The sequence below is a fragment of the Alicyclobacillus dauci genome (genome assembly GCF_026651605.1).
In the GTDB taxonomy this organism is placed as follows: domain Bacteria; phylum Bacillota; class Bacilli; order Alicyclobacillales; family Alicyclobacillaceae; genus Alicyclobacillus; species Alicyclobacillus dauci.
On the sequence record NZ_CP104064.1, the window covers coordinates 3957601 to 3982212 of the forward strand.

22 protein-coding genes, 1 tRNA gene and 1 pseudogene are annotated in these 24612 nt (G+C 46.9%); 12 read left to right on the forward strand and 12 right to left on the reverse strand.

What is annotated here, in order from left to right:
• Window positions 1–28 precede the first annotated feature (28 nt).
• Complete coding sequence (locus NZD86_RS19885) at window positions 29–334, forward strand: hypothetical protein (RefSeq protein ID WP_268043797.1); 306 nt, start codon at window positions 29–31, stop codon at window positions 332–334.
• 190 nt (window positions 335–524) lie between these two features.
• On the opposite strand, the gene ligA is transcribed toward NZD86_RS19885, so the two are convergent.
• Both ligA and pcrA read right to left on the reverse strand, forming a co-directional pair.
• Complete coding sequence (gene ligA, locus NZD86_RS19890) at window positions 525–2555, reverse strand: NAD-dependent DNA ligase LigA (protein ID WP_268046968.1); 2031 nt, start codon at window positions 2553–2555, stop codon at window positions 525–527.
• Between the two features lie 27 nt (window positions 2556–2582).
• Complete coding sequence (pcrA, locus tag NZD86_RS19895) at window positions 2583–4850, reverse strand: DNA helicase PcrA (protein WP_268043798.1); 2268 nt, start codon at window positions 4848–4850, stop codon at window positions 2583–2585.
• Between the two features lie 176 nt (window positions 4851–5026).
• On the opposite strand from pcrA, the gene NZD86_RS19900 reads away from it, so the two are divergent.
• The 4 genes from NZD86_RS19900 to NZD86_RS19915 all read left to right on the forward strand — a co-directional run bounded on the left by NZD86_RS19900 (window position 5027) and on the right by NZD86_RS19915 (window position 6054).
• Window positions 5027–5102: transfer RNA gene (locus tag NZD86_RS19900), tRNA-Pro, on the forward strand.
• Between the two features lie 120 nt (window positions 5103–5222).
• Complete coding sequence (locus tag NZD86_RS19905) at window positions 5223–5504, forward strand: site-specific integrase (protein ID WP_268046970.1); 282 nt, start codon at window positions 5223–5225, stop codon at window positions 5502–5504.
• A gap of 21 nt (window positions 5505–5525) precedes the next feature.
• Window positions 5526–5813, forward strand: a complete 288-nt coding sequence (locus NZD86_RS19910; RefSeq protein WP_268043799.1) for a tyrosine-type recombinase/integrase — start codon at window positions 5526–5528, stop codon at window positions 5811–5813.
• On the forward strand, window positions 5782–6054 hold the full coding sequence (locus tag NZD86_RS19915) for a tyrosine-type recombinase/integrase (protein ID WP_268043800.1): 273 nt from the start codon (window positions 5782–5784) through the stop codon (window positions 6052–6054). The genes NZD86_RS19910 and NZD86_RS19915 overlap by 32 nt, the downstream gene beginning before the upstream one ends.
• Window positions 6055–6373: 319 nt before the next feature.
• On the opposite strand, the gene NZD86_RS19920 is transcribed toward NZD86_RS19915, so the two are convergent.
• The gene (locus NZD86_RS19920; RefSeq protein WP_268042986.1) at window positions 6374–7684 is read right to left on the reverse strand and encodes an IS1380 family transposase; all 1311 of its coding nucleotides are present in this window, start codon (window positions 7682–7684) and stop codon (window positions 6374–6376) included.
• A 146-nt stretch (window positions 7685–7830) separates the two neighbouring features.
• On the opposite strand from NZD86_RS19920, the gene NZD86_RS24835 reads away from it, so the two are divergent.
• Entirely contained in the window at window positions 7831–7953 is a 123-nt protein-coding gene (locus tag NZD86_RS24835; RefSeq protein WP_407655272.1) for a hypothetical protein, read from the forward strand.
• Window positions 7922–8725 (forward strand): annotated as a pseudogene (locus NZD86_RS19925) (IS1595 family transposase). The gene NZD86_RS24835 and the pseudogene NZD86_RS19925 overlap by 32 nt, the downstream one beginning before the upstream one ends.
• Window positions 8726–9014: 289 nt before the next feature.
• On the opposite strand, the gene NZD86_RS19930 reads toward NZD86_RS19925, so the two are convergent.
• The 7 genes from NZD86_RS19930 to NZD86_RS19960 all read right to left on the reverse strand — a co-directional run bounded on the left by NZD86_RS19930 (window position 9015) and on the right by NZD86_RS19960 (window position 17878).
• Complete coding sequence (locus tag NZD86_RS19930) at window positions 9015–10118, reverse strand: NADH:flavin oxidoreductase (protein WP_268043801.1); 1104 nt, start codon at window positions 10116–10118, stop codon at window positions 9015–9017.
• Between the two features lie 134 nt (window positions 10119–10252).
• The gene (locus tag NZD86_RS19935; protein WP_268043802.1) at window positions 10253–11254 is read right to left on the reverse strand and encodes a CobW family GTP-binding protein; all 1002 of its coding nucleotides are present in this window, start codon (window positions 11252–11254) and stop codon (window positions 10253–10255) included.
• 434 nt (window positions 11255–11688) lie between these two features.
• Window positions 11689–12444 (reverse strand): SDR family NAD(P)-dependent oxidoreductase, encoded by a 756-nt coding sequence (locus tag NZD86_RS19940; RefSeq protein WP_268043803.1) that lies wholly within the window; start codon window positions 12442–12444, stop codon window positions 11689–11691.
• A 71-nt stretch (window positions 12445–12515) separates the two neighbouring features.
• A complete protein-coding gene (locus NZD86_RS19945) occupies window positions 12516–13403 on the reverse strand; it encodes a polysaccharide deacetylase family protein (RefSeq protein WP_268043804.1) in 888 nt (295 codons plus the stop codon).
• An 80-nt stretch (window positions 13404–13483) separates the two neighbouring features.
• The gene (locus tag NZD86_RS19950) at window positions 13484–14461 is read right to left on the reverse strand and encodes an asparaginase (protein ID WP_268043805.1); all 978 of its coding nucleotides are present in this window, start codon (window positions 14459–14461) and stop codon (window positions 13484–13486) included.
• Between the two features lie 66 nt (window positions 14462–14527).
• Window positions 14528–15856 carry an MFS transporter gene (locus tag NZD86_RS19955; protein ID WP_268043806.1) on the reverse strand — a complete coding sequence of 443 codons (1329 nt, stop codon included), beginning with the start codon at window positions 15854–15856 and terminating at the stop codon, window positions 14528–14530.
• A gap of 267 nt (window positions 15857–16123) precedes the next feature.
• Window positions 16124–17878 carry a sigma-54 interaction domain-containing protein gene (locus tag NZD86_RS19960; RefSeq protein ID WP_268043807.1) on the reverse strand — a complete coding sequence of 585 codons (1755 nt, stop codon included), beginning with the start codon at window positions 17876–17878 and terminating at the stop codon, window positions 16124–16126.
• 387 nt (window positions 17879–18265) lie between these two features.
• Here NZD86_RS19960 and NZD86_RS19965 point away from each other — a divergent pair, with 387 nt between their 5' ends.
• Both NZD86_RS19965 and NZD86_RS19970 read left to right on the forward strand, forming a co-directional pair.
• Window positions 18266–18616: a hypothetical protein gene (locus NZD86_RS19965; RefSeq protein ID WP_268043809.1), complete on the forward strand. Its 351-nt coding sequence runs from the start codon at window positions 18266–18268 to the stop codon at window positions 18614–18616.
• Window positions 18617–18647: 31 nt separating this feature from the next.
• On the forward strand, window positions 18648–18920 hold the full coding sequence (locus NZD86_RS19970; RefSeq protein WP_268043810.1) for a transposase: 273 nt from the start codon (window positions 18648–18650) through the stop codon (window positions 18918–18920).
• A 128-nt stretch (window positions 18921–19048) separates the two neighbouring features.
• Here NZD86_RS19970 and NZD86_RS19975 read toward each other — a convergent pair whose 3' ends face one another.
• The gene (locus NZD86_RS19975; protein WP_268043811.1) at window positions 19049–19294 is read right to left on the reverse strand and encodes a hypothetical protein; all 246 of its coding nucleotides are present in this window, start codon (window positions 19292–19294) and stop codon (window positions 19049–19051) included.
• Between the two features lie 320 nt (window positions 19295–19614).
• Between NZD86_RS19975 and NZD86_RS19980 the strand changes: the two genes are divergently transcribed.
• Window positions 19615–21939, forward strand: a complete 2325-nt coding sequence (locus NZD86_RS19980) for a transglycosylase domain-containing protein (protein ID WP_268043812.1) — start codon at window positions 19615–19617, stop codon at window positions 21937–21939.
• A gap of 209 nt (window positions 21940–22148) precedes the next feature.
• Window positions 22149–22349 (forward strand): cold-shock protein, encoded by a 201-nt coding sequence (locus NZD86_RS19985; RefSeq protein WP_268043813.1) that lies wholly within the window; start codon window positions 22149–22151, stop codon window positions 22347–22349.
• 117 nt (window positions 22350–22466) lie between these two features.
• Here NZD86_RS19985 and NZD86_RS19990 read toward each other — a convergent pair whose 3' ends face one another.
• On the reverse strand, window positions 22467–22760 hold the full coding sequence (locus NZD86_RS19990) for a hypothetical protein (protein WP_268043814.1): 294 nt from the start codon (window positions 22758–22760) through the stop codon (window positions 22467–22469).
• Window positions 22761–23319: 559 nt separating this feature from the next.
• Between NZD86_RS19990 and NZD86_RS19995 the strand changes: the two genes are divergently transcribed.
• On the forward strand, window positions 23320–24603 hold the full coding sequence (locus NZD86_RS19995; protein ID WP_268043816.1) for an APC family permease: 1284 nt from the start codon (window positions 23320–23322) through the stop codon (window positions 24601–24603).
• Window positions 24604–24612: the final 9 nt, after the last annotated feature.

Genomic DNA, 24612 nt, shown 5'->3' on the forward strand with positions numbered 1-24612 from the left:
ATGAACGGAACAACGGAGGGTAATCTGTATGGCAGAATTGGACAACAACTCACCCGCACTACCCTTTGTCCGTGCAGGTGGCAATGAAATCAACCTGGACAGGGCTTTCACGCGGTATGACGTATATGTGAACGACGAGTTTGTGGGTCACAAGAAACTGCTGAAGCAGGCGGAGTCAATCGACGACGTGGGAAATTTCCTACATCGGGAAAACTTCAAGGGTTTCACAACTGAATACGATGAAAATCATCTGCACTACAAGATTTACGTGGACAACGATAGCACAGCCAGAGCCATTCGTGGGCAACTGACGAATTACTTGAGCAGGCAGTAAGTTTCGACAATATATTTTTCGACAGACACTTTTGTTTACTCTTCGACGAAATCTATAGTGTAACCTGTCCCATACTTCTCATATCGCAGGTCCTGTAAATCTGGGTGAGTACAGGACCTGCTATATTTATGTAGACCAAGCCTCTTACGGCCCCACATGGAGCCTGAAATGTCATCGGCGACTCAGTCGACTACCGCAAACCTGCCTCGTCGACAATCTGCAAAAACGCATCTTCATCCAAAATCCGCAATTCCGGATTTTTCCCGGATGCAATGATGGATCTCGCTTTTTCCAACTTACTTCCCGCTTTTTCCCCCGCGACAACAAAGTCCGTTTTCGCACTCACACTACCGCTGGCGTTTCCACCCAGCCGCTCGATCCACTCCGTTGCCTGCTTTCGATCCACCGTCGCCATTGTGCCAGTTAAAACAACGGTCTTACCCGTAAACACGCTCTCGACCTTGGCAGCTGTCTGACCTAGATATGTCATGTTGAGCCCCAGTGCCCGCAGTTCTTCAATCAGTTGCTGCGGACCGGGTGCCTGAAAGTACGTAACGATGCTTTCCGCCATTTTCGGTCCGATGTCTGGGATGGCGACGAGATCGTCCACGGATGCCTTTTCAAGGGCATCCATCGAGAGAAATACTTGGGCGATGGTTTTGGCCGCCTTCTCCCCAACCAATCGGATACCCAGGCCAAACAGCAACCTTTCGAGCGAGTTGCCTTTACTGACTTCAATGGAATGGAGAAGCTTATCCGCTAGCTTCTCACCCATCCGTTCGAGGCTTAACAGGTCGTTCTTCGTGAGCCGATACAGGTCGGCCACGGTCGTTACCATCCGTCTGTCCAAGAGAATGGTAATCCACTGTTCTCCCAAGCCGTCGATATTCATGGCGTCACGCGACACAAAGTGAATCAGCCCCTCACGAATAAGTGCTGGACAATTCGGATTGACGCAGCGCCACGCGGATTCATCCGGCAGTCGATGTAAAGGCTCGCCGCACTGCGGGCAATCATGTGGCATGGAAAATGGGACAACGTCTTCTGTCCGCTTTTCCGGCAATGAACGAACGACCTCCGGAATGATGTCGCCCGCCTTTTGCACAACAATCCTATCTCCCACGCGGATATCCTTCTCGTGAATCAAATCTTCATTATGTAGGGATGCACGGGAAACGGTTGTGCCGGCTAGTTGAACGGGATCGAAAATGGCTGTTGGCGTAACGGCACCGGTGCGCCCGACATTCAAGTCGATCCGTCGCAAAGTCGTCTCCGCCTGCTCCGCCGCATACTTGTATGCAATGGCCCAACGCGGGCTCTTCGCCGTAAACCCGAGCTCCTGTTGGAGGGCGATATCATCAACCTTGATGACCATGCCGTCCGTGGCGTAAGACAAGCTTCTCCGCTGTTCTCCCCACGCTTCGATATATGCGATAACCTCGTCGATATCGTTGCAGACTTGGCGCTCACCGTTTGCCGGAAGCCCCAGGGATTTGACGTACTCGAGTGCTTCACTGTGCCGTTCGACCGGGTATCTATCAGCCTGCGCCAATTGATAGATGATGACGCCGAGCCGACGGCTGGCTGCAATGCGCGGGTCCAACTGCCGCAGCGAGCCCGCAGCAGCATTGCGAGGATTCGCAAACAGTGGCTCTCCCTGTTGCTCCCGCTGTTCATTGAGCTTGGCGAACGACTGTTTTGGCATGTACGCCTCACCGCGAACTTCCAGTGTAACGGGTTCTTTCAAAGCCAAAGGCACGTTTCGGATGGTTCGGATGTTGGATGTGATGTCTTCCCCGACGTCACCATCACCGCGTGTCGCCCCGCGAACAAGTTGACCGTCTTCGTACCGCAAGGAAACGGCAAGCCCGTCAATTTTGAGTTCGCACACGTAGCGAACATCATCTCCCACGACTTGTCGAACACGTCTATCAAACTCTCTCAACTCTTCAGTCGAGTAGGCGTTCGATAAGGAGAGCATGGGGATTTCGTGTTCCACTTTGACAAATCCCTCTGAGACAGGTGCCCCAACACGCTGTGTCGGAGAGCTGGGGCTTTGGAGCTCCGGAAATGTCGTCTCCAAATGAATGAGTTCTCGCATCAGCGCATCCCATTCAGCGTCCGTGATCGACGGATTATCCTCCTGATAGTAGCGCTGATTGTGATACTCGATCTCATCGCGCAGTTCTTGCACACGGGACTGTGCCTCTTCAAACGTCATCCCCACGGATACTCCTCCATATTTAAACTAATCCGCAACCACTTTGGTGATGGGAGCAAATTTCGCAAATAGTTTTCGTTCACCAATGGGATCGAGAAAACGAACAACGAGTTCCAGCTTCTCGCCACTTCCGCTGGTGGAGACAATCTCCCCCACACCCCATTTCCGGTGCTCGACTTTGTCGCCAGGATCATACCTCAGAGATAGATCCGCACCGAAAGACTGGGGCATCACTATCCGCGACTCGTTCTTCGCAAGCGATGCAGGCGAACCGGTTGATCTGAACGGGGTACTCCAATCGGAAACGGATCGGCTACGAGTGATTCCCTCTTTAACAATATCTTGCTCAGGCATCTCAGCCAAAAACCGTGAAACCGTAAATGGCCGCCTGTCGCCAAAGATCATACGGCTGCTGCAGGCAGTCAAGAACAACCGCTCTCTGGCACGCGTGACTCCAACATAGCAGAGTCGGCGCTCCTCCTCCATCTCTTCCTCGGAGTCCAAGGCCCGTTTGTGAGGGAAGATTCCTTCCTCGAGGCCGACCAAGAACACTACGGGAAATTCCAGTCCCTTAGCGGAGTGAAGTGTCATCATGGTGACACCGTCATCCGTTTCTTCCTGTTCTGGTTTCCCTTTATTTAAGTCGCTGTCCGCCACAAGCGCCACATCTGTCAAGAACTGCTCCAGTGCGCCTACGTCTCCATCAACTGCGCCATTCTCATCGAATTCACGCGTCAGCGACAGGAACTCGTCCAAGTTCTCCAATCTGCTCTGTGCCTCAAGTGTTTTTTCAGCGGCGAGTGCTTCTCGGTAGCCTGACCGTACAAGCAACTCCTCGGTTAAATCCGTCAGCGGTAAAAACGATCTTTGTTGCTGCAACGTAAGCACCAATTGGACAAACCCTTCGAGCGCACTGGCCGCACGTTTGCTTAAACCTGCAGCCATGGAACGCTGTGCCGCGTTGAACATTGAGCAATCATTTGCCCGCGCGTATGCTTCCAGTTTGTCGAGAGAAGTTTGCCCAATACCGCGCTTCGGGACGTTGACAACACGGTTGAATGAAACATCATCATCCGGGTTGATAATCAGCCGCAGATATCCTAAAACATCGCGAATCTCTCTTCGATCATAGAATTTCAGCCCACCGTGAATCCGATAAGGGATGCCCTTTTGCAGGAAAATTTCCTCGATGACACGAGACTGTGCATTTGTTCGATAGAGGATACTAAAGTCCGGATAGGTATGCCCTTGCTGAGACAACTGTTCAATCTGGCTGGCGACATAGATGGCTTCCGCTCGTTCATCTGTCGCATGATAAAGCGTCGCCATTTCGCCCTCATCGGCGCTTGTCCACAAATTCTTTTCCTTGCGCATGCGGTTGTTTTGAATAACCTCGTTGGCAATGCGAAGAATCCGCTTTGTCGAGCGGTAGTTCTGCTCCAACCGTATCACTTCGGCATTTGCGTAGTCCCGTTCAAAGTCCAGGATGTTTCGAATGTCAGCTCCGCGCCAACCGTAGATGGATTGATCCGAATCACCGACAACACACAGGTTTTTCCGCTTTTCCGCCAATAACTTGACGAGCGTATACTGCGCATGGTTGGTGTCCTGATACTCGTCCACATGAATGTGGGTAAACCGGTTCTGATAATAACTGAGTGTTTCGGGTGATTGCCGAAATAAGTCCACGGTCTTGAAAATCAAATCATCAAAATCAAGTGATTGATTTTGCCGCAATAGTCGTTCATACGCTATATATATGTCGCCAAGCATTCGATCATACGGTGCAACAGCCGCCTCTCGCACCTTGGTTGCACTTCGAAGCTCGTTTTTATGTTGACTGATCTGGTGCTGAATGGCTTTGGGCTCGAACTTTTTCGTATCGATGTTCATGTCGGACATCACGCGTTTGATGACCGATAACTGGTCCGCACTATCCAGTACAGTAAACGAAGTCGCGTAACCCAGTCGCTGAATGTCACCCCGCAGGATCCGTGCGCACAGTGCGTGGAACGTTGATGTCCAAATGTCGGCACCGACCGCCCCAACTAAAGTTTCTATCCTCTCCCGCATTTCGCGAGCTGCTTTATTGGTAAACGTGATGGCCAGAATAGCCCAGGGTGGAACTCGGCGCTCCGTGATCAAATACGCGATCCGTCGCGTAAGCACGCTCGTCTTCCCACTACCTGCACCAGCCAAAATCAAGAGCGGTCCTTCCGTCGTCTGAACGGCCCGTCGCTGTTCCGGATTGAGTCCGTCGAGGATCTGTTCTGTATTGGCTTGTGATAGAGCCACGTGCTCAACACCTTTCCCGAGCTTATCTAAAGATGATTATACCAGCTTGACCACCATGAGGCGATCATTTGTTCGCATACATCACAGTGAGTAAATAATTGGAACTTAACAATATACTTGACTCGCCTATGGAGACCTGCTATAGTGTCATTTGTCCGCTTTTGCGGTACGCTTAACGGAATGTAGCTCAGGTGGTAGAGCGCACGGTTCGGGACCGTGAGGCCGCAGGTTCGAGTCCTGTCATTCCGACCAAAGTAGTAATGGCAAGGGATTTATAAAATTAGTGTACCGTGTGGCCGCAGCTAGACACGGTTACATTAAACAACGACCACTTGTTTCCTGAGACAAAAATCAGGAAACAAGTGGTTTTTGTTGATCAAATTTGCGATTAAAGATTTTCTTGACGATCGTCGACTCAAAAACCTATCTCCCCACACAATCTCTGGTTATCAACGTACACTTGGAGAATTTCATCAATTCTGCTTGGACAATGGTGTTGTAGATACTGGCCATGTAACACACCCCCTGGTCAAAACGTACTTCCTCCACTGCCAATCGGAACGTGATAACAGTGCCATGACGCTCAACCACAAGTTGATTAACATTCGGGCGTTCTTCAACTATGCAGAAGCGGAATTGGAATTGTACAACTAAAAAAGCAATCTCATCCTTAAAATGTCTCGATTTAAAACTGACGTGAAGATTGACGTATTCACGGATTACCACATTCGACAAATGCTTTTGTACTATCGCAGCCTTAGACAGCGAGACAAGACGTTCTATGCCTATCGCGATTCCACCATCATCGGACATTTGCTTGGTACAGGTATAAGGGTTGGAGAACTAGCCAATTTACGCTGGCATGACGTTGATTTCGAACACGATACCATCACAGTGTTTGGTAAAAAACGTATCATGGGGAACCTTACCTATGACACACCGTCTAAAGCAGGAATTTGCTGAATATCGCCTACATGTAGAGCAAAGGTTTGGCTATTTACCTGAACATGTATTGGTTGACAACCATGGTAAGGGTAAAACTCCAAACGCAATCAAGAATGTCTTTAAGCGCCTTAAAAACATCATGAATTTCACAGATGTCCGTCTGTCGAGTCATACCTTTCGCCACACGTTTGCTCATCGTTGCTTGATGGCAGGGATGGATGTTTTTACGCTCAAAGATTATTACGTCACTCTGATCTGAGCATCACCCAACGCTACTTAGCAATATGGGGTGCTTCGTTGAAAGAACGAAACGATAAGTACAATCCGTTTAACGGCATAGAATTATAAAACATGGCTATTCCATTAGCTCAGCTTCCAGGTACATATGAACGTATGTTTGGTATAATCCCGGATTTCGACGGTTTTTTCATTTAACAGCCCGACAGGGCTGGAAATTCAATTAATAGGTAAATATGTTAACGATCACGATAGCATAGTGGTCCTGGATTGAACCTTTGGACACACTTTCCCCCTCCCCATAATGGACCGTCATTTTTGCCAGTTCAGCTTGGAAATCACTATGTCGCCACCTGAAGGACTTGGGTGGACAGGCGCTGTGCGAACTCGGGCAGACGAATTGTCCACTGACGTGCATGGTGAACCAAAATTCCGGGTAGAAGGAATAGTCTCCGCCGGAGCCGTCCAACTGTCCACTGACGCACTCCAGGTTGCAACGCTGCTTGTTTATATAACAGGAGCAGGTTGTATGCCAGCAGCTTCAGAGCTTCCAACGCTTTGTTGGTATTGAAATTCTGACTCGAGAATTGGTCAACGGCGAATCCATATTTGGCTTCTTTGATATGATTCTCAGCGTTGCCACGGTGGTTGTAGAAATGCCATATGTCCTCACCGTTCCAGTCAAACGTTGTGGCTATGGCCTCGTACTCCCAAAACCAATCCGCACATAGGACCTCCTGCGGGTCAATGTCCAATCGACGCACAATGACAACTCGCCGAGGTTTTTCCCAGGATGTTGCCTGGTACATAAGGGAGGCAACATCGCAGTGTTCTGTATCACTCTGGGTGATACAATGCCACGCTAGGTTGGGGGCCAGCTCTGCTAGTCGCTTCGTCCATTTCAGTTTGATCACGTAGTCTCGCCCGTCTTGTTCCAGTGTCTGAAACACCTTTTCACCGGTAAACCCTTTATCCATGCGGATGGCACGGATGTTTACACCTGTTGGCAACTGCTTTTTCATCGCCTCATAGAAGGCTGCAAACCCTTCTGCTGTGTGAGCGTCGCCGGAACGCAGTTCGTCATAGATGCAGCACCCCATCTGCGATTCAAACGCTAGCAAGGGATGAAAACTTGCCCTTCCATGATGATGCGGATTGAACCCTACAGCAGATTGTTCCTGGTTTCCAAACACCGTCTCCACTGAAGAATCTATGTCAACGACAATGTCATGTCCTTTGGGGAGTAGCGACTTGAGTACAAGGCGCTGTGCCGAGCGGATCGCCTCCATACCAACAGGGGAGCCTAGCCGCTTCAAGTCCTTGTACAGCAGCGTTGTATCTGGCAGCTTCGGCAGATCCAGCTTGAGCATAAGAAGGGGATCATGCTCAATGTCCTCGAAGTGGAAAATTCGTTCCTGACCCAGCAATGTACCGAGGACGAACGTAAGAGCAACGTCATCCATTTGGAATTGAGCGTCTTTCCGTTTGCCAAGTTCCTCTGTGCAAAAATACTTATCCATACCGGTTTGGAGGACGAAATCGATGAGTCCTGCCGCCCCGCCAAATGCAGTGGCAGAATTGAGGTCGAAGTGAGTATGTATTTTACAGCTTTTCCGGCGGCGGTGTTTTCGTGTATGCTTATGTTGTTTCACCTTAAAGGTGCTCCTTTCATGCTAGAGATGTGTTCTCGACAAACTCATCTTAGCCTTACGGGGAGCGCCTTTTCAATTATTCGGGTCAATTCAAAGAGGACAAAACCGTCGAAATCCGGGATAATGGGTATATATCCCTGGGAGCGGTGATAGCGATTAAACAACGATATATGACCCTGCGACTGTTGCAACCGCAAATTCCGAACGGAAGAGGCATGTCGGCAACATCTTTTCTCGGTGCGCTGGCCGGATGGGTTCCGTTGCCCTGAATGCGGGCACAACCAGTACTACAAAATTGCTGACCGCCTACTGTTCCAGTGTACCGCCTGCAGGTACCAAGCGTCGCTAACTTCAGACACGATATTTCATAAAACACGCACACCATTGACGGTGTGGTTTTGGACATTGTTTCTCGTTGCCCATGACAAGCGAGGTATCTCTGCATTGGCGCTGGCGCGAGAACTGGATATCAGCTACAAAACCGGATGGCTACTGCTACATAAAATCTGTCGAGCTATGCATACACGTGAGGAGCAGTACGTTTTGTTAGGCATCGTAGAAATGGATGAAGCCTACTTCGGCGGTCCCGGTGAAGAACCCAAACGCGGCCGAGGGACCAACAAGACGCCCGTGCTTGTGGCGATGGCGCTGAGCCCACAGGGCAAACCGAAATACCTAAAAATGCAGGCTGCTGTAAACGTGGAGAGCGAAACACTAAAGTTCACCGAGCGCTCTTTGGACCCGGATGTGACCATTGTGAACGATGGATTCAGTGCCTACAAGAAAACTGTCCGAATCGCGCAGTACGTTGACCATTAAGTTTGATCGCATAAAAAACCGGATCATATGAAATGAGTACACCGAGCCATTTCGAACGCTAAAGCATTCATCTTGAGAACGTATCACGGCATCAAGAGAAAACATCTTCAGGCATATTTGGATGAATATGATTACCGCTATAGCCGCCGAAACTTCCAAGGAGAATGGTTCAACAGGCTCCTAAACCGCTGCCGTTTCTACCAAAACTGTGACCTATGCTGAGCTAACGGAATAGCCACGAAGGCAAAAACCACGGAGCAACTAATCCGTGGTTTTTGTTGGTGGGGGCGAGGCGCTTCGGTCCGTAATCCTGCAATTCACGATTCAGGTGTGATCAACCTGAAGTTGAGGAGGAACGATGGCCTTGACACCCTTGTAGCCCTCTTGAAGGATCTTGAGGAATTGATCATCGTAGGCACTTTTTGTATCTTTGTACCCGCTTGGTACAACCGCCAGAATTTTCGCAACGAAAGTTCCTCCTTATACGCCCGATCAAGCTCACTCTTCCGGGTTATAACTCGATGTCCTTCACAACCGCAGTCGGTTGTAAAACAGACCCATCAAATACATCCAAAGTTTCATTTTCAGCAACTCGGTTTGGCCAATCTCGGTTTGCAAGTGCCGCTTTCCCCAAGGCAATCAAATCAGCTTGCTTACTCACGATTATGCGTTCTGCATCTGCCGGATGGTCCATGTTCCCGTTTGCGATCACGGTTACCTTTCCGTATTTTTTGGCTAGCTCCGCTAACGTTGGACCTTCACCAAAAGCGGGCTTATTGGCGTAGTGTTCCGTCGTATGAATATAATCCACACCCGATTTTCCTAAACTCTTGAAAATGATCTCAGCATCTTTTTCGCCGTTTGCCCATCTATGGGTAAAATCGTTGACTTTTCCCTGCGAGATACGTATTCCGACAGCAAAATCACGACCAACCGCTTGACGTACAGCTTGACTCACTTCTACTAACAAACGAACCCGATTTTCTGTGGATCCGCCGTACTCATCCGTTCGTTGATTCATGTAATCCGTTAAAAACTGATCAAGGATATACCCATTTGCGCCGTGAATCTCAACCCCATCAAAGCCAGCCTGATGAGCACGGAGCGCAGCGTCAACAAATCCCTGTGTCAACTGACGAATCTTTTCTTTCGTTGCCTCCTTTGGAATTGAGAAAGCTCCACTACCCCCATACATTTCAAGCATTGTTCCTTTCGGCTGTACAGCCGATGGTCCAATGGCAAAGTCTTGATGGGTATTCCCCTGAGAGATAGCACCCGCATGCATTAACTGGGCAAAAATTCGAGCCCCGTTTTCATGAACTGCTTCTGTCACCTTTCTCCAAGCCGACACTTGACTATCATTGGCGAGGCCTGGTTGCCTAAAGTACCCTTGACTATATACTTCATCTGGATAGATTCCTTCAGTAATGAGAAGTCCGAATCCACCCTTCGCAAACCTGGCATAGTATCTTACCATTCTATCTGTAGCCAGCCCGTCCTCAGACGCACTCGTACGAGTCATAGGTGCAAGTACAATTCGATTCGACAGCTCTACACTTCCGAGGCGAATTGATTGGAATAGATCAGGATGTTTCTTATTGGTTGTCAGATTCACTGTGCCACTCCCTTTTAATCCGTTTAAACTCACATAGCAAATGAGTCGTTTCACCATCGACAAATATGTTTTGTCCCGTTACTCGTACTGGCTTAAAAGCCTTAACCAGCGTTTTTGCGAAATTGAAAGCCTTATCATTCACGACTCGAAAGTACAGGCGTTGCTCCAAAGTATCGAGAGAATACATTCAATGACTTTAATATGCTAGCTGTATCTAATTCTCGTACTATCAATGTCATTCGAGATTCGCGATTCGTATCGGGCCATTCCTTAAGGTGTTGCGGTGGATAAATAATATGTTGAACCCCATTTAAAGAAACAGGGCCAGCTGTTCCAACATTAATTATTCCTTTAATGCGGAGAACATCTTGACCATGAGCATGCAGAAGCATACTCATCCAAACGCCAAAATTTGACCAGTTAATAGGTTCATTAAATAAAACTGAAACAGCACGTGTCTTACTGATATGTTCAGAACTTAGTGTTAGGTTGTCATATTTTTTCTTATCGAACCTCAGAGCGTTCTCTTCCTCAATCAATTCACGCATTGATGTTGCACCAAAGGATGATCGAACAATTTTTGCATCGGGTGCTAGTTGCTCTATCGACTTTTCTAGAGTTTCGAGTTGGAATGGTCCCACCAGGTCAACTTTTGTAAGGACTACAGTATCAGCAATTGCCAACTGTTTCAGCGACTCCTGCTGCGTTTTAATGGTGTGAAGTCCATTGAACGCGTCGACCGTAACAACAATACGCTCGACAAAAAAGTGATGTTGTAAGACCGAATCTCTTAGAAGAGTGAAAACAATAGGCGCGGGGTCAGCTAGTCCGGACGTTTCAATTACAACGCGGTTGATTTGGCTGTTTGATGCCTCTGATTCATTCAAGAGATTACGAAAACTTTGTACGAGGTCTTCACGAACTTGGCAGCAGACACATCCCCCACCAATTAGTGCCACTTGTTCAGGAGCACTTTTAAGCAGATGGTGATCAATTGATACATCTCCAAATTCGTTTACGATAAGAGCAGTACGTTCCAAGTCGTTACGTTCTGACAGCGACTTGATTAATGTGGTCTTACCACTCCCTAAGAAACCGGTAACGACGACAACCGGTGTTTTGTTGTTTATATGCATTTACACTTCACCTCGTTGTTGAACAAAGGAAAGAAATTCAGGGTCAAGGATATCTATTTTTCGTTCAACAAGTTGCTCAGATAGGCTCCAAACTTCCGCAAGATTTGTGGCCATTTTTGAATTCCCTTTTTTATCTCGAATAACGTACGTTGAAGATCTCCAACTTTCTACGGAGAGTCCATAAAATGAAACCAGGCTATTGATAAATTGAACGCGAAGTAGTCGAGTTCGCGTATTATCGCGATAAGAACTGTCACCCACAACGACCTCAGCCTCATCGCTTCCTGAATATATCCTATCTGCCCAGTGTACCTGTGTTATCAGATCACCGCACATTACACACATAACCACACCCCCATCAATTGGGTTGTAAAATAAGTACTCCATTTGAAAATATCAAAATATCATCATACCTATCTTACGTTGTAGAGATATTAAAGCATGACATCACCTGAGTTTGGCCCAAGCGTCTGCCCCGTATACAAATTTCCATCCGGTTCACTCGCCAAGAACAAAGCCGTAGGAGCTACTTCGGCAACGGAACCAAACCTTGGAATTGCCAGTTCTCTCGATTTGTTTTGTTTCCATTCACTATCTAGCCCAGATATGAGATCCGTTTCGATTGGCCCTGGGGCGATGCAGTTTGCTGTTATTCCATATCCGCCTAACTCCAAAGCAATAGATTTTGTAAAGCCGATAACTCCGGCCTTTGCAGCTGCATAATGGCTTAAACCCACGCCACCTTTTTGACCTAACTGCGAAGCGATATTAATAATTCGTCCCGAACGACGTTCCATCATGTATGGTACAGCGTGGCGGGTTGTAAGAAAGACACTTCGAAGATCAACCGCGATCATCCGATCCCACATTTCAACGTCCATATTGTAGAGTTCACTCTGTGTAAGAATTCCCGCGTTATTAACTAAGATATCAATTTTTCCAAACTCCAAAATCGCCCTTGAAACAATCTCTTCTGCCGTTTCGTCGAGAGACACATCTCCTACTACAACATGTAGTTTTCTCCCAAAATTCCTAACATCTTTTTCTAATGTTTCTATTTCAGAACTGGACTGGTTAAAGACATTAACCACTAAATCTGCTCCCTCTTCAGCAAATTTAAGTACTATGCCTCGTCCAATACCACGACCCCCACCTGTAATTACAGCAACTTTGTCATTAAGTTTCATCATCCTATCCCTCTCCTCCGCTTTAACTACAAGATCCCCCGATGAGACACGTGGGGGATCTTTTTTACAGCAATTTAAGCCTGTTTAAATGGCTTCCGTTTCATGAAATCACTCGCCATTTCATCAAGTGTTACCCAACGTACACCTTCATGCGAGTTGATATGCTCAATCAGTCGCTCATGCATCAACAACACCTGTGGTCGACCGCTGACATCTGGATGAATTGTCATTGGGAAAATCGCGTAATCGTGTTCACGATACACCCAGTCAAATTGATCTTTCCACATTTGTTCAATGTCCCGCGGACTTACAAACCCGAAACTATTAGGGGACTTCTTGATAAACATCATTGGAGGCAAATCATCCAGGTACCAATTGGCTGGAATTTCAACCAAATTTGTTTCCTCTCCTCGTTCGAGTGGTTTCATCCAATCGCTGGCTTCCTTCGTATAGTCGATTTTTGTCCATTTGTCGCCAACGCGTACATAGTACGGTGTAAAATCATTGTGCATCAAACTGTGATCATACTTTATACCGTGTTTTAGTAACAGCTCGTTGGTGATATTGGAGAACTCCCACCACGGTGCAACATATCCAGTTGGACGTTTTCCCGATAATTTTTCAATTAATTCTAATGAGCGCAAGAGGACATCTTCCTCCTGTTTTTTAGTCATTGCAATTGGATTCTCATGGGAGTACCCGTGTGCACCAATCTCATGGCCAGCATCGACTACCATTTTCATTTGCTCTGGAAAAGTCTCTATGGAGTGACCAGGGATGAACCAAGTCGTCCTGATATTGTACTTTTTAAACAAGTTCAATAGACGAGGTGCCCCTACCTCGCCAGCGAATAGTCCACGAGATATATCATCCGGTGAATCATCACCCGCGTAGGAGCCAAGCCACCCAGCAACTGCATCCACATCAACGCCATAACCTACCAAAATCTCTTTTTTAGACATCGTAATCCCTCCATAAAAAGATTATTGTTCTATTTTTGTTCCTTGAGGAACGAAATAGGCTCAATTGGGTGTCATTGAGTTTAAGGATGACTATATTCACCTAGAATTTTGATCATCTCGTCGCAGTGTATTTGGTTAGAAATCATTAATCCAAGCAATACACGGGCTTTTTCTCCTGAGAGGTCGCCTGCAAACCATGCGCCAGCTCGCTCCAAATCTTTCCCACCCCCATTTCCATATACCGGACGTACAGAGCCACGCATGCACCGACTCGTTACAATGACCGGCACACCATTCTCTACCAATCTCCGAACTTCATCGGATACCGACGGATGTGCATTACCACGACCAAAAGCTTGAAGTACTACTCCAGGATATCCCTGTGCCATTTTTCGAACTTCTTCTCCGGTCATACCCACAGCTAGGCGAATGAGAGCTACAGATGATGGAACAGCTATTTTCATGGATGTTTTGGTAGATAACCTTCGGGATATCCACACATCGTCCTTGTCGATACGACCTATTGGCCCCCAGTTTAAAGACTCAAATGCCTCGATGGCCGTTGTATCTATTTTTGTGACTTCCCTTGCGTTATAAAGAAATCCTGCGAATGAAATCAGTGCGCCACCTTCTCCAAGTGCCGGGACTTGAGCAGCGCATATGGCATCGCGGAGATTATTCGCCCCGTCACTGGCCATGTAGGAGGCATCCAACTGTGCACCAGTTAAAATAACCGGTTTTTTTATATGGCTCGTAGTAATTGACAAGTAAAATGCAGTTTCCTCCATTGTATCTGTTCCATGTGTAACTACGACACCAACTACTTCCGGAGAAGATAAAGCGTTTACAACATCTAGAGCCACATCACGCAAGGTTTCGTAATTAAAACCAAAACTTCCGATTTTGACGGACTCTGATATTTCTATGTTTCCATTTACACCCATCCTCCGAATAAATTCATCACCGTTCAGGGTTGCAATTACGTCACCATTTTCTCTGGGTAACGATGCTATTGTCCCACCAGTAGTTATTATTTGAACCCGCCCAGAATTATTCAATCTAATCTACCTCTCATGTTTTCGGGCTTCAGTCCCCTGAAACCTTACGTTAACACTCTTGAAAATTTACTGAGAAATGGATTCGAGTTTCATACCCGGTTTGATTGCTCGTGTACCAAACATCAAAAACCCTGAAATTAACATTGGAATTGCACCTGCTACAATAGCCCCATTACTTACAGTCCCACTAGCAGAGACAGCGGCAAATACTGCCGAACCGAGAATAGCTCCGATGGGCCCCATGGAATTCACAACTGAAGTAGCTGTGCCACGCATGCGAGTCGGGAAAGACTCACTAAAGTAAGACATATAGGCGGACGCAGATCCAATCAAGAAGAACAGCCCCAACGAATAGGTAATGATGACAGCTGTAAATCCTTGTGCGACAAATAGCATTATGCCGTAGAATATTGAGCCAACGATCCAGGCAATGATAATCGTCGCACGTCTGCCTATTTTGTCACCTACAAATCCATGGGCAACATATCCAACATAACCCAGCGCATTGGATAAAATGAGCAAAATGAGCGAGTTGGAAAAGGAGATGTGCTTTCCATTTACCAGAACGGTCGTAGACAAGACTGCAAAAACCTGTACAGCCATCCAGTTAAATAGGAAGGCAAGACATAAGAATATTGAGTGTCGACGAATTCCTGGTTCAAACATCTGTCGAATTGAGCTTTTGTTCATTTTCTCAGAATCAATATTGTATTCGGCGGCCAATTCAATTGCTTCTTTATTTCTCCCTGTCTTAAGAAGTTTTCGAATCTGTCTAACTTGAAGGTATCGTGGAGATTCTTTTAGTCGAGTCCACAAGGCGACAATAACTAGTGCCGGGAATGTAGCTATCCAAAAGACACCTCTCCAACCTACGGATGGCTCTAGTACAGCTACCATCAATGAGGCTAGTAAAACTCCGAGTGGCCATCCCCCTTGAACAAAGGAATAAACAAAACCCCGACGACCAGGAGGCATAACCTCTGACAAGTAAGTTGCATTAACAGCTTGTTCCGAATAGCCTAATCCTGAAAAGGAACGAATTGCGATTAAGTACCACGGGCTCATCGTGAATCCAGTGAGTCCTGAGCTTATTGCTGCGCCGAAGGTGGTAACCATCAAAGCATTTTTACGTCCAAAGTAGTCTGTTAACGGCCCAACTAAAAAAGTAATGATAAAGGTTCCTATGGAAACAAATGTGGCTATCTGCAAACTCTTGGTGGTAGACCAGTGGAAGCTGAGTGCTATCACCGGAAGTAATGTCCCAAACAAAATGTAGTCGTACACGGATAGAAGCCATGCAAAAAAGGAACAAATTAATGCGTACGTAACCTGGCCACGTGTAAATGGTATATTTTGAATCTTCTGTACCTGGACTTCATTTGTACCAATACTCATCACTTACACCCTTTCGTATAGGAAATTTAACGCCGAGCATATAGGACTAGTACGACGACATCCCCCCAAAGTCTTACTCACCTCTATATAAGCAATTATCGTGCCAACGGATAAAAATCTATATAAGCAGCTCATAATACACTAAAAGATAATACATTTGGTTCAAAATTCACTTTTAAAGCAACCTAATAGAGAAGGCGCATACATCACAAAATGCCCATTTTGCAAAAACGCATTGCGTTATGCCATTTTGCATAACCCCTGCAACTAGATATTCATGTTGTATTTTTGTACCTTTCTCGATATTGTCGATTGGTTTACTTTCAATAAAGTCGCGATGTCCGACAAAGTCCTTGCGTTACGTGATGCTAGTTCTATAAGCTGCTTTTCTACACAATCAGTAGCATCTTTAAGTGGAAGTAATTCGTGAACTTCAACTGCATGATAAGCCTTAGAATCTTCCTGATGAAGTTTCATAGATTGTTTTCGAGTAAAATTGATTGGTAAATCAGTGACATCTATGACGGTTCCATTCGTCGTAACCATCAATCGCTCAACAATGTTCTTGAGCTCTCGAACATTCCCTGGCCAATCGTATGACTCTATTATAGATAACGCCTCTTGGGAGAGTGTGACCGATCGGCGATGAAAACGTTCAATATACATGTGCAAAAAATGGTTGAATATAGGAAGTACATCTTCTCGGCGTTCTCTTAAAGGTGGAACATTTATGGGTATTACATTCAGTCGGTAATAAAGATCTAATCGAAATGAGCCTTCCTCGACCTTTCGAGTTAAATCCTGATTTGTAGCTACAATAAAACGAATGTCCAGAGGAATTGAACGGTGGCTCCCAATACGGGTCACCTCTCTCTCCTGAAGAACCCTTAAAATTTTCGTTTGGAGATCCAACTGCATATCTCCTATTTCATCAAGAAATATAGTTCCAGTGTTAGCTAATTCAAATAAACCGGCTTTTCCATTTTTCTGCCCCCCTGTGAATGTTCCAGGAGCATAGCCAAACAATTCACTCTCGAGCAAACTCTGAGGTATAGCTGCACAATTAACCTTAATAAATGGATTATCTACTCTAGAGCTACAAGCATGTATATGATTGGCTATAACCTCTTTGCCAACACCAGACTCACCTGTTATAAGTACTGTTGAGTCTACTTGAGCGATTCGTCCCAACAATGCAATAATTTGTTCCATTTGCTTGCTTCGGTAAATTAGCTCACCATCTTTGGCATTCTTTGCAACCTGCAATTGCGATAATTGATTCTGATATCCAGCGACAATGTCGCGTAGGTTTTGAATCTCATTTTCAAGTTCTTGAATTTCTGTAATATCTCGAGACGCATTCACAACACGAATAACATTTCCGGATAAATCAAAAACCGGGGTACTGGTGACCATTAGTTGTCTACCAGTTTTAGTCTTTTGGATAATTTGAACTTTTTTCTTGCGCTCTAACACTATTCGAGTTGCTGAAGGATAATATACTCCTTCAGTCTCAAGGTCATAGACACTTCTACCAATGAGTTCATGAGGTTTCTTGCCCCATAATTCTTCACAAGCAGAACTCGCTCGCAAAGTAATTCCATTACCATCAGACACGTAGAGAACATCGTAAGAATTATCAAATATTGTCTGTAGGTCATCAATGATAGCCTTTGAGTTATTCAAATGATGATTTATTAGCTGTGACACCGATGAATCATCAATAGTGACAACTGTGATTATCCCCAAATAGTCGTGTACAATCGAAGACGCATTTATTAAATAGTCAATTCCATCAATTTGCACGACGTAACCGATAGTTGTTAAACTATTTTTGAAAATGGAACATAGCTGTGGACTTTTCAGAACGGCACCATGCCTTTTTATATATGGCTCTGCGGCAGGGTTATAAAAAAGAATGTCACCTGCCTTAGTCACCAAGTATGTAGCTACGGGGATTGCGTTCAAAACCAATAATTTAATGTCGTTCCTGTCGGAAAATGACTGTTCAATTGTACTCACCACAAATACCTCCTTACCCATTTGACAGTTAAACAAGCCATGAACATAACTACACATATACATTGATTACGTCGATCGATTTTAGTATAAACCCGGATTTCGACGGTTTTTGCGCAGTAGTATATCCTAAGTAATTGAAAAGGCGCTCCGTATATGGCTAATTGGGTTTGACCAGAACACAATCCAAGCCAGAAAGGAGCACCTATTAGGTGAACCCTACACCAAAATCGCCGCGTCGGAAAGCCGTAAAATCCATACTCGCTTTGACTTACAATCAACGCCACATTTGGTGGTTCGGTTGGACTCATAGACTTCGTTCTAGAAACGGGCATCGACAGGTTCTTTTGAGTAAATGGTTTACGAAAACGTAAGGACGCTCAATTCCAAATGGACGACATTGCCCTTACCATGATTCTACGATCTATGCTAGGTCAGGAACGAATTTTTCACTTCGAGGATATTGAACAAGATCCACTTCTTCGTCTTAAATTGGGCTTGCCAAAGCTACCTGATACAACACTGCTTTACAAAGACTTACGACGCATCGGATTACAAGCTGGTATGTCAGCAATCCGCAATGCACAAATACAGACGTTAGCGAGTCTCCTGTCGAGCCGAGATATTGCCGTCGACATCGACTCCTCTGTGGAGACCGTCCACGGTGAACAGGAACAATCGGCTGTCGGATTCAATCCGCACCATAACGGACGAGCGAGCTCATCCCCTCTTCGCTTTTGACTCAGGAACAGGTTGTTGCCTCCATGACGGGTTGCGTTCAGGAAGTGCACACACGGCGGATCGGTTTTATGAGTTTTATTACGCCATGAAGGAACAACTGCCTTCTGGATGCAACATTCGCGCAATCCGCACTGACAAAGGATTTACGGGCGAACGCGTATTTCAAACGTTAGAGCAAGACCACCAAGATTACATCGTGAAGTTACGATGGACAAAACGGTTAGCCACGCTTACTCAAAATCTCGCATGGCATTGCATTACAAAGAGCGAGCGGGAATTGCGACTACGAAACGCTCATGTATGAGGCTACTTCTTGGGAAAAACCACGGCGGGTGATTATTGTTCGACGTTTCAAAAACTGTCGAAATCCGGGATTATGTTTTTCTGTACGTTCCGTGCTCTTTTTTAGCGCCTCGTCCCCCGTCCCCCTGTCTATACAAACACCATTTCAAAGAATACAACGCCAAGAAGGAAAGAGATGAAAAACCACATCCAGTCGAAGTGGCGTCTATAATTCGTCCAACCTACGGCGATTAAAATAACAGGTAGCAGTGGAATGACTTCTATCTCTGGTTGAATCCTGTCAACGGATGCAATCGTAAAGAACCCAAGTCCCACTATAAGCCCAGCAATCAACCCAACGGAGATTCCACTGACATACAACATACCCCTGGACATCGAGTAATACCTCCATCTCGTGCACGTACTGACACTATATTGAGCAAACCTCAAAAGAAGCTCTAATTACGTAACAGCCGAAGCAACGAAACCTAGGCATTCATAATCGAAATTTAGATGACCCTTTTCCCCGTCATCAGAGTTACTTCAACACATAACAACAATATTTCCACGTCTACGGTAGATTACATCGATATAATGATAGGTATGGGTTTCTGCGAACAGACGCATTCTGGGTTACGCTCGGAATGAGTGGAATAGGAAACTCATATATTTGCTAACGACCATGTCCAGGCTATATCGCTAGGGGGAAATATGGGTTGAAGAGTACAAACACGAAAAAGTCGCAGCCAAAACCTAAACGACGTAGACTGCGGGCGTTGGTGTGGACAATCGTGCTTCTCTTTCTTATCGGTGTCGCGCTTGGTGCAGTTTCTTTCTTCGCACTGATCAGAATGGCACCAATTTCGATAGCCAAGCTGACCGCTACACCACAGCCAACTGTGGTATATGACAACTCGGGAAACGTGTACGAAAAGGTCGGCACGCCGCAGACTACTTTACGTTCCGACCAGATTCCGAAGAATCTACAAAACGCCATTGTAGCGACGGAAGATCACAACTTTTGGACAGGGTCCAGTGTCGACTTTCGAAGCATTGGTCGATCCGTAGTCGTTGACCTGTTAAGGGGAAGTGCCAGCCAGGGTGCCAGCACCATCGAAGAGCAGTTAGCTAAAATTGTTTTTCTAAACGACAATAAAACTCTCTCTTACAAACTAAAAGAAATTGCAATGGGCGCTCAAATCGATCAGGACTTCTCCAAACAGGAGATCCTAACGATGTATCTGAATAAAGTCTTTCTGGGTGAAAATACCGTCGGTGTTCAACAAGCTGCCATGCGTTATTTCGGCATTAACCTGGCACAACATCCAGACAGTATGACACTAGACCAAGCCGCGTTATTGGCCGGTTTGCCTCAAGCGCCATCCGCATACGATCCGCTCATGCACCCGCAGGCAGCACTGAGCAGGCGAAACCAAGTACTAGAGAACATGGCCAAATACGGATATATTAGCGAACAGACAGCGGCCGAAGCCGAAAATGCGCCTCTCGGAGCGAAGTATCATTCGCTGCCTGATTCGACCTGGAATACCCATCCTCTATTTACGAATGTCTTGTTTGACTACGCAGCGAAACAGGGAATTTCAGCTCAGCAACTTCTTCAAGGCGGTTTGAAAGTCTATACAACGATCCAGCCAAATGTCCAACAAGCAGTGGACGACGTATTTTGGAGCGGAAATTATGACAGTGACTTCCCTGGACCCGTCGAAGGAGCCGCCGTCTTTGTCGATCCCAAGACGGGAGGCATCCGAGGTGCAGCGGGCTCACGCAAACAAGGCTACACACCGTTTGGCATGGACCGTATTTATAGCAATAGCTCGCCGGGATCGTCGATTAAGCCAATTATGGAGTATGCGCCTGCAATTGAAAGCGGCAATTGGGGTCCTACATCCATTCTCGACAATCAGCTACAGGATTTCGGAGGTGGTTATACCCCGCATAACTGGGAAGGAGTCAATGGTCCCTCGAAGGTTACGTTGCAGTATGCGCTTCAGTGGTCACAAAATGTTGCTTCTGTTTGGCTCTTGAAACAAATTGGACTCCAAACTGGTACGAGTTTCGCAATGAAAGATGGAATCCAGTTGACCCAGCAGGATCGTGAGCAACTGGGTGTGGCCATCGGGGGTATGAAATATGGCGTAAATCCGTTGGAAATGGCCCAGGCATACGAGGCGTTCGACAATAACGGTGTACAAATGAAAGTACACCTTATCGATCACGTCGTGAATCAAGTCGGACAAACGATATATCAGTTTCAGCCGCAATCTTCGACGATCATGAGCCCGAATACGGCAGCCGTCATGACGAGCCTCATGCAGGATGTCGTCAATTACGGAACCGGTACGGCCGCCCAAGTTCCGGGGTGGGGCGTTGCGGGAAAGACGGGTACCGTTCAGTACAGTGCTGGGTTGAACAGCGGCGTCCCCAACTGGATACGAGACGCTTGGTTCGACGGTTATACGCCGAACATCGTGGGATCGATTCATATCGGTTACGATATTTCGTCCCCAGAACATCATATGACTATGTCTCCTTTGGATCCGTCGGCGAATGCTGCAAAGATCTTTGGCGACATTGTTCGCTTGGCAGAAGCGGGCATATCACCGGAACAATTTAATCAGGCCGCGTACAGCCCATCGCAAAGTGGGACGGTTTCGACCGCGAACAGCACCGCAAATTCGACGACACCGGCGGCCAACTCTACCACTACGACGTCAAGTACAAATACAACTAATACTGCTAACGCGACAACGCAGTCGGTCGGCAACAGTTCGAGCACAACAACGAATGACACTGCCCCAACCACTGGCGATAATTCCACGGGTACACCTTCAGGCGGAATGACAAACAGCAGTACATCGACTGGCACAGGGACACCACCATCCGGTGGCTCATCCGGTACCGGTAGTTCGGGAGGAGGAACGTCCAACACAAGTGGTTCAGCGGGCGGATCGACAGGTTCAGCAGGGTCGACGGGTTCGACGTCAAGTACGCCCACAACGAGCAACTCAACTGGCAAATAGCACACCTTTTCAACCTGTTTTAGCAGTCCACCTTGTGTGGGCTGTTTTTTCTGTTGAGTCTGTTTCTACAAACGCCATGATTCGACAGTCTTTGCGTGTGCAACACCATATAATTGGACGTGTACATGAACCTCTTTCCCTGCCTGACCACGTCAGTCAGACGGCGGCGTTTATGTAAATTAAAGAGCGTTTTTATAGGAGGAATTCTTTTGCAACAAGGAACAGTTAAGTGGTTTAATGCTGAAAAAGGCTTTGGTTTCATCTCTGTTGAAGGCGGAGACGATGTATTCGTACATTTCAGCGCCATTCAAGGCAATGGTTTCAAGTCACTAGACGAAGGGCAACAAGTAGAATTCGACGTCGTTGAAGGACAAAAAGGCCCACAAGCAGCGAACGTATATAAGCTGTAATCGAGACACGTGCCCATGCGGATTCCTCTGCATGGGCTTTTTCACGCTAAACGGCTTTCCACGGGAAATTCCACCATATTGAGTCTGTTGGCCTAGATGACTGAAGCGCCCCTACGGTCATAGCAGGGGCTCATCTTGATCTTTCTCCTCTTCTTTCTCAATCTTGACGTATTTCGTCCCGCCAATACGATATGTTGATGTTTGGCCCTTGGTCTTTTTTTCTTGACTTTCTGTATATTTTTCAATTAACCGATTCCCAAAAATCAGTGCCACGGCGGCCAAAATAACAACAAGAATGCCGTCGATGCATATAAGGACCATTTCCATATCGTGTTCAGCTCCAATCCCTTGTAGGTAGGGTATAACGACCACGGCCCTGTAGCAAGGCCGGGTAAAAACGGATCCGGTCATCCATTCCCTAATTCCCTCTTTTAAAAAGTGACTACACGGGAGTCAATTGTGAAGTTCGTCTCCACAAAATCATTAAAGTGTCTCCACAGAGATTCAATCTCCTCTTTATCTACGGTTGATATGCTTACAACGAACACTGGGAAGGGTGACATGGGTGGTCACCATGGCCGTAGGCGAAGGTGGGGCTTGCGGCCCGGAATCATGTGTGTGGAGGGATGGCCATGGCGGACTTTAACATACAAATCTCCTCGCAGAGCGTGTCCTGAAACGGCGCCGTGCGAGGAGACATATTGGAAGGATTTCAGGCAAATCAATTATAGACACAGCTACGTGCGGCTCTCAATGAAATATGCGCTCTACACACAAGCCAATCATACACTACCGACGATCACGATACGCCCCCAGACCCTCCCACATCTTCAACTCCCCGACCATGTATGGAAAACAGTCCATTTGTCAAAATAGGAAGGAATGTTGCCTCATTTGAAACCCACTTAGGGCAACTGTATTCTAGTGGTCGGTTCTAATTACATGGATTGATAGATAAAGGGAGTCGACAATGGAAGAAAATCTAAAGCGAGTACTCAAAACGCCAGAAGTGCTTTTCATCGGTATCAACGGCGTAGTCGGGGGCGGAATATTCCTGTTGCCTGGTCAAATTGCCAAACTGGCCGGACCAAACGCTTTGTGGGCGTATCTAGTAGCCGGGATCATCGCTATTCTCATAGGCTTAGCATTTGCCGAAGCAAGCAGTATGTTCAGCCAAACCGGTGGCGCGTACGTGTATGCAGAAGCCGCAATGGGACGAACCGTTGCTTTCACGGTGGGATGGATGGGCTGGTTGACATATGTCGCCGGATGGGGCGCATTATCGAACGGACTGGTGAGCTATTTATCATCGCTATTTCCTGCGGTGGCGGCCTATCGGAATTTAGTTATTATCGTCGTCATCGCGCTACTTTGTTTGCTGAATACATATGGCGTTCGGAAGGGCTCGGGCACTGTATTGTTCTTTTCAGTCGTCAAACTGATCCCCCTATTTCTACTCATTATCGTTGGGCTCATACACTCCGGCGGTACGCATTCACTCGGGTTTGCCGGCGGATCGTCGAACTTTGGCCAAGCCGTTTTAGTGCTAATATTTGCCTACGGCGGGTTTGAAATGGCAACTATCCCCGCAGGCGAAATGGTCAATCCACGTAAAACGATCTCCACAGCGGTCATTGGAACACTGATTGGGGTCACGCTTTTCTACATGCTCATTCAGCTCGCTGCCACGCGACTTGACCCTGGCATCGCCACCGCAAAAGCGCCTCTGGCGGCAGCAGGAAGTTTCATGTTCGCCGGCGGCTTGACCGTGATGACCGTGGGTGCAGTTCTGTCCATTATCGGTACGCAAAGTGGAGTTGCATTGTCTTCCCCGCGGCAATTGTACGCACTCTCTCGTGATCGACTGTTGCCAGGCGTCCTCGGAAAGGTGTACGACAAATACCAAACACCCGTGGTTGCCATTTGGACAACGGGTATCCTTGTCATGATTTTTGCCACGACGGGCACGTTTACAACATTGATTCTCCTAAACGTCGCCGCACGTCTTTACGAGTACTTGGCCGTCTGTGTCTCGGTTGTCATCCTACGGTACAAGTCCAAGGGCGCTGAAAGGCCATTTAAACTGCCATTTGGCATCGCCATTCCCGCAGTGGCTGCAATCCTCTGTATTTGGCTGCTTGCACAGGAGACGCCACAGCAGTTGTTGGCCGCATTGGTTGCCCTCGTGATCGGGCTGATTCTGTACACGATCACGGCACGGACAAGCAACCGCGGACGGCGGACTAGCGGCTAACGGAGCTGC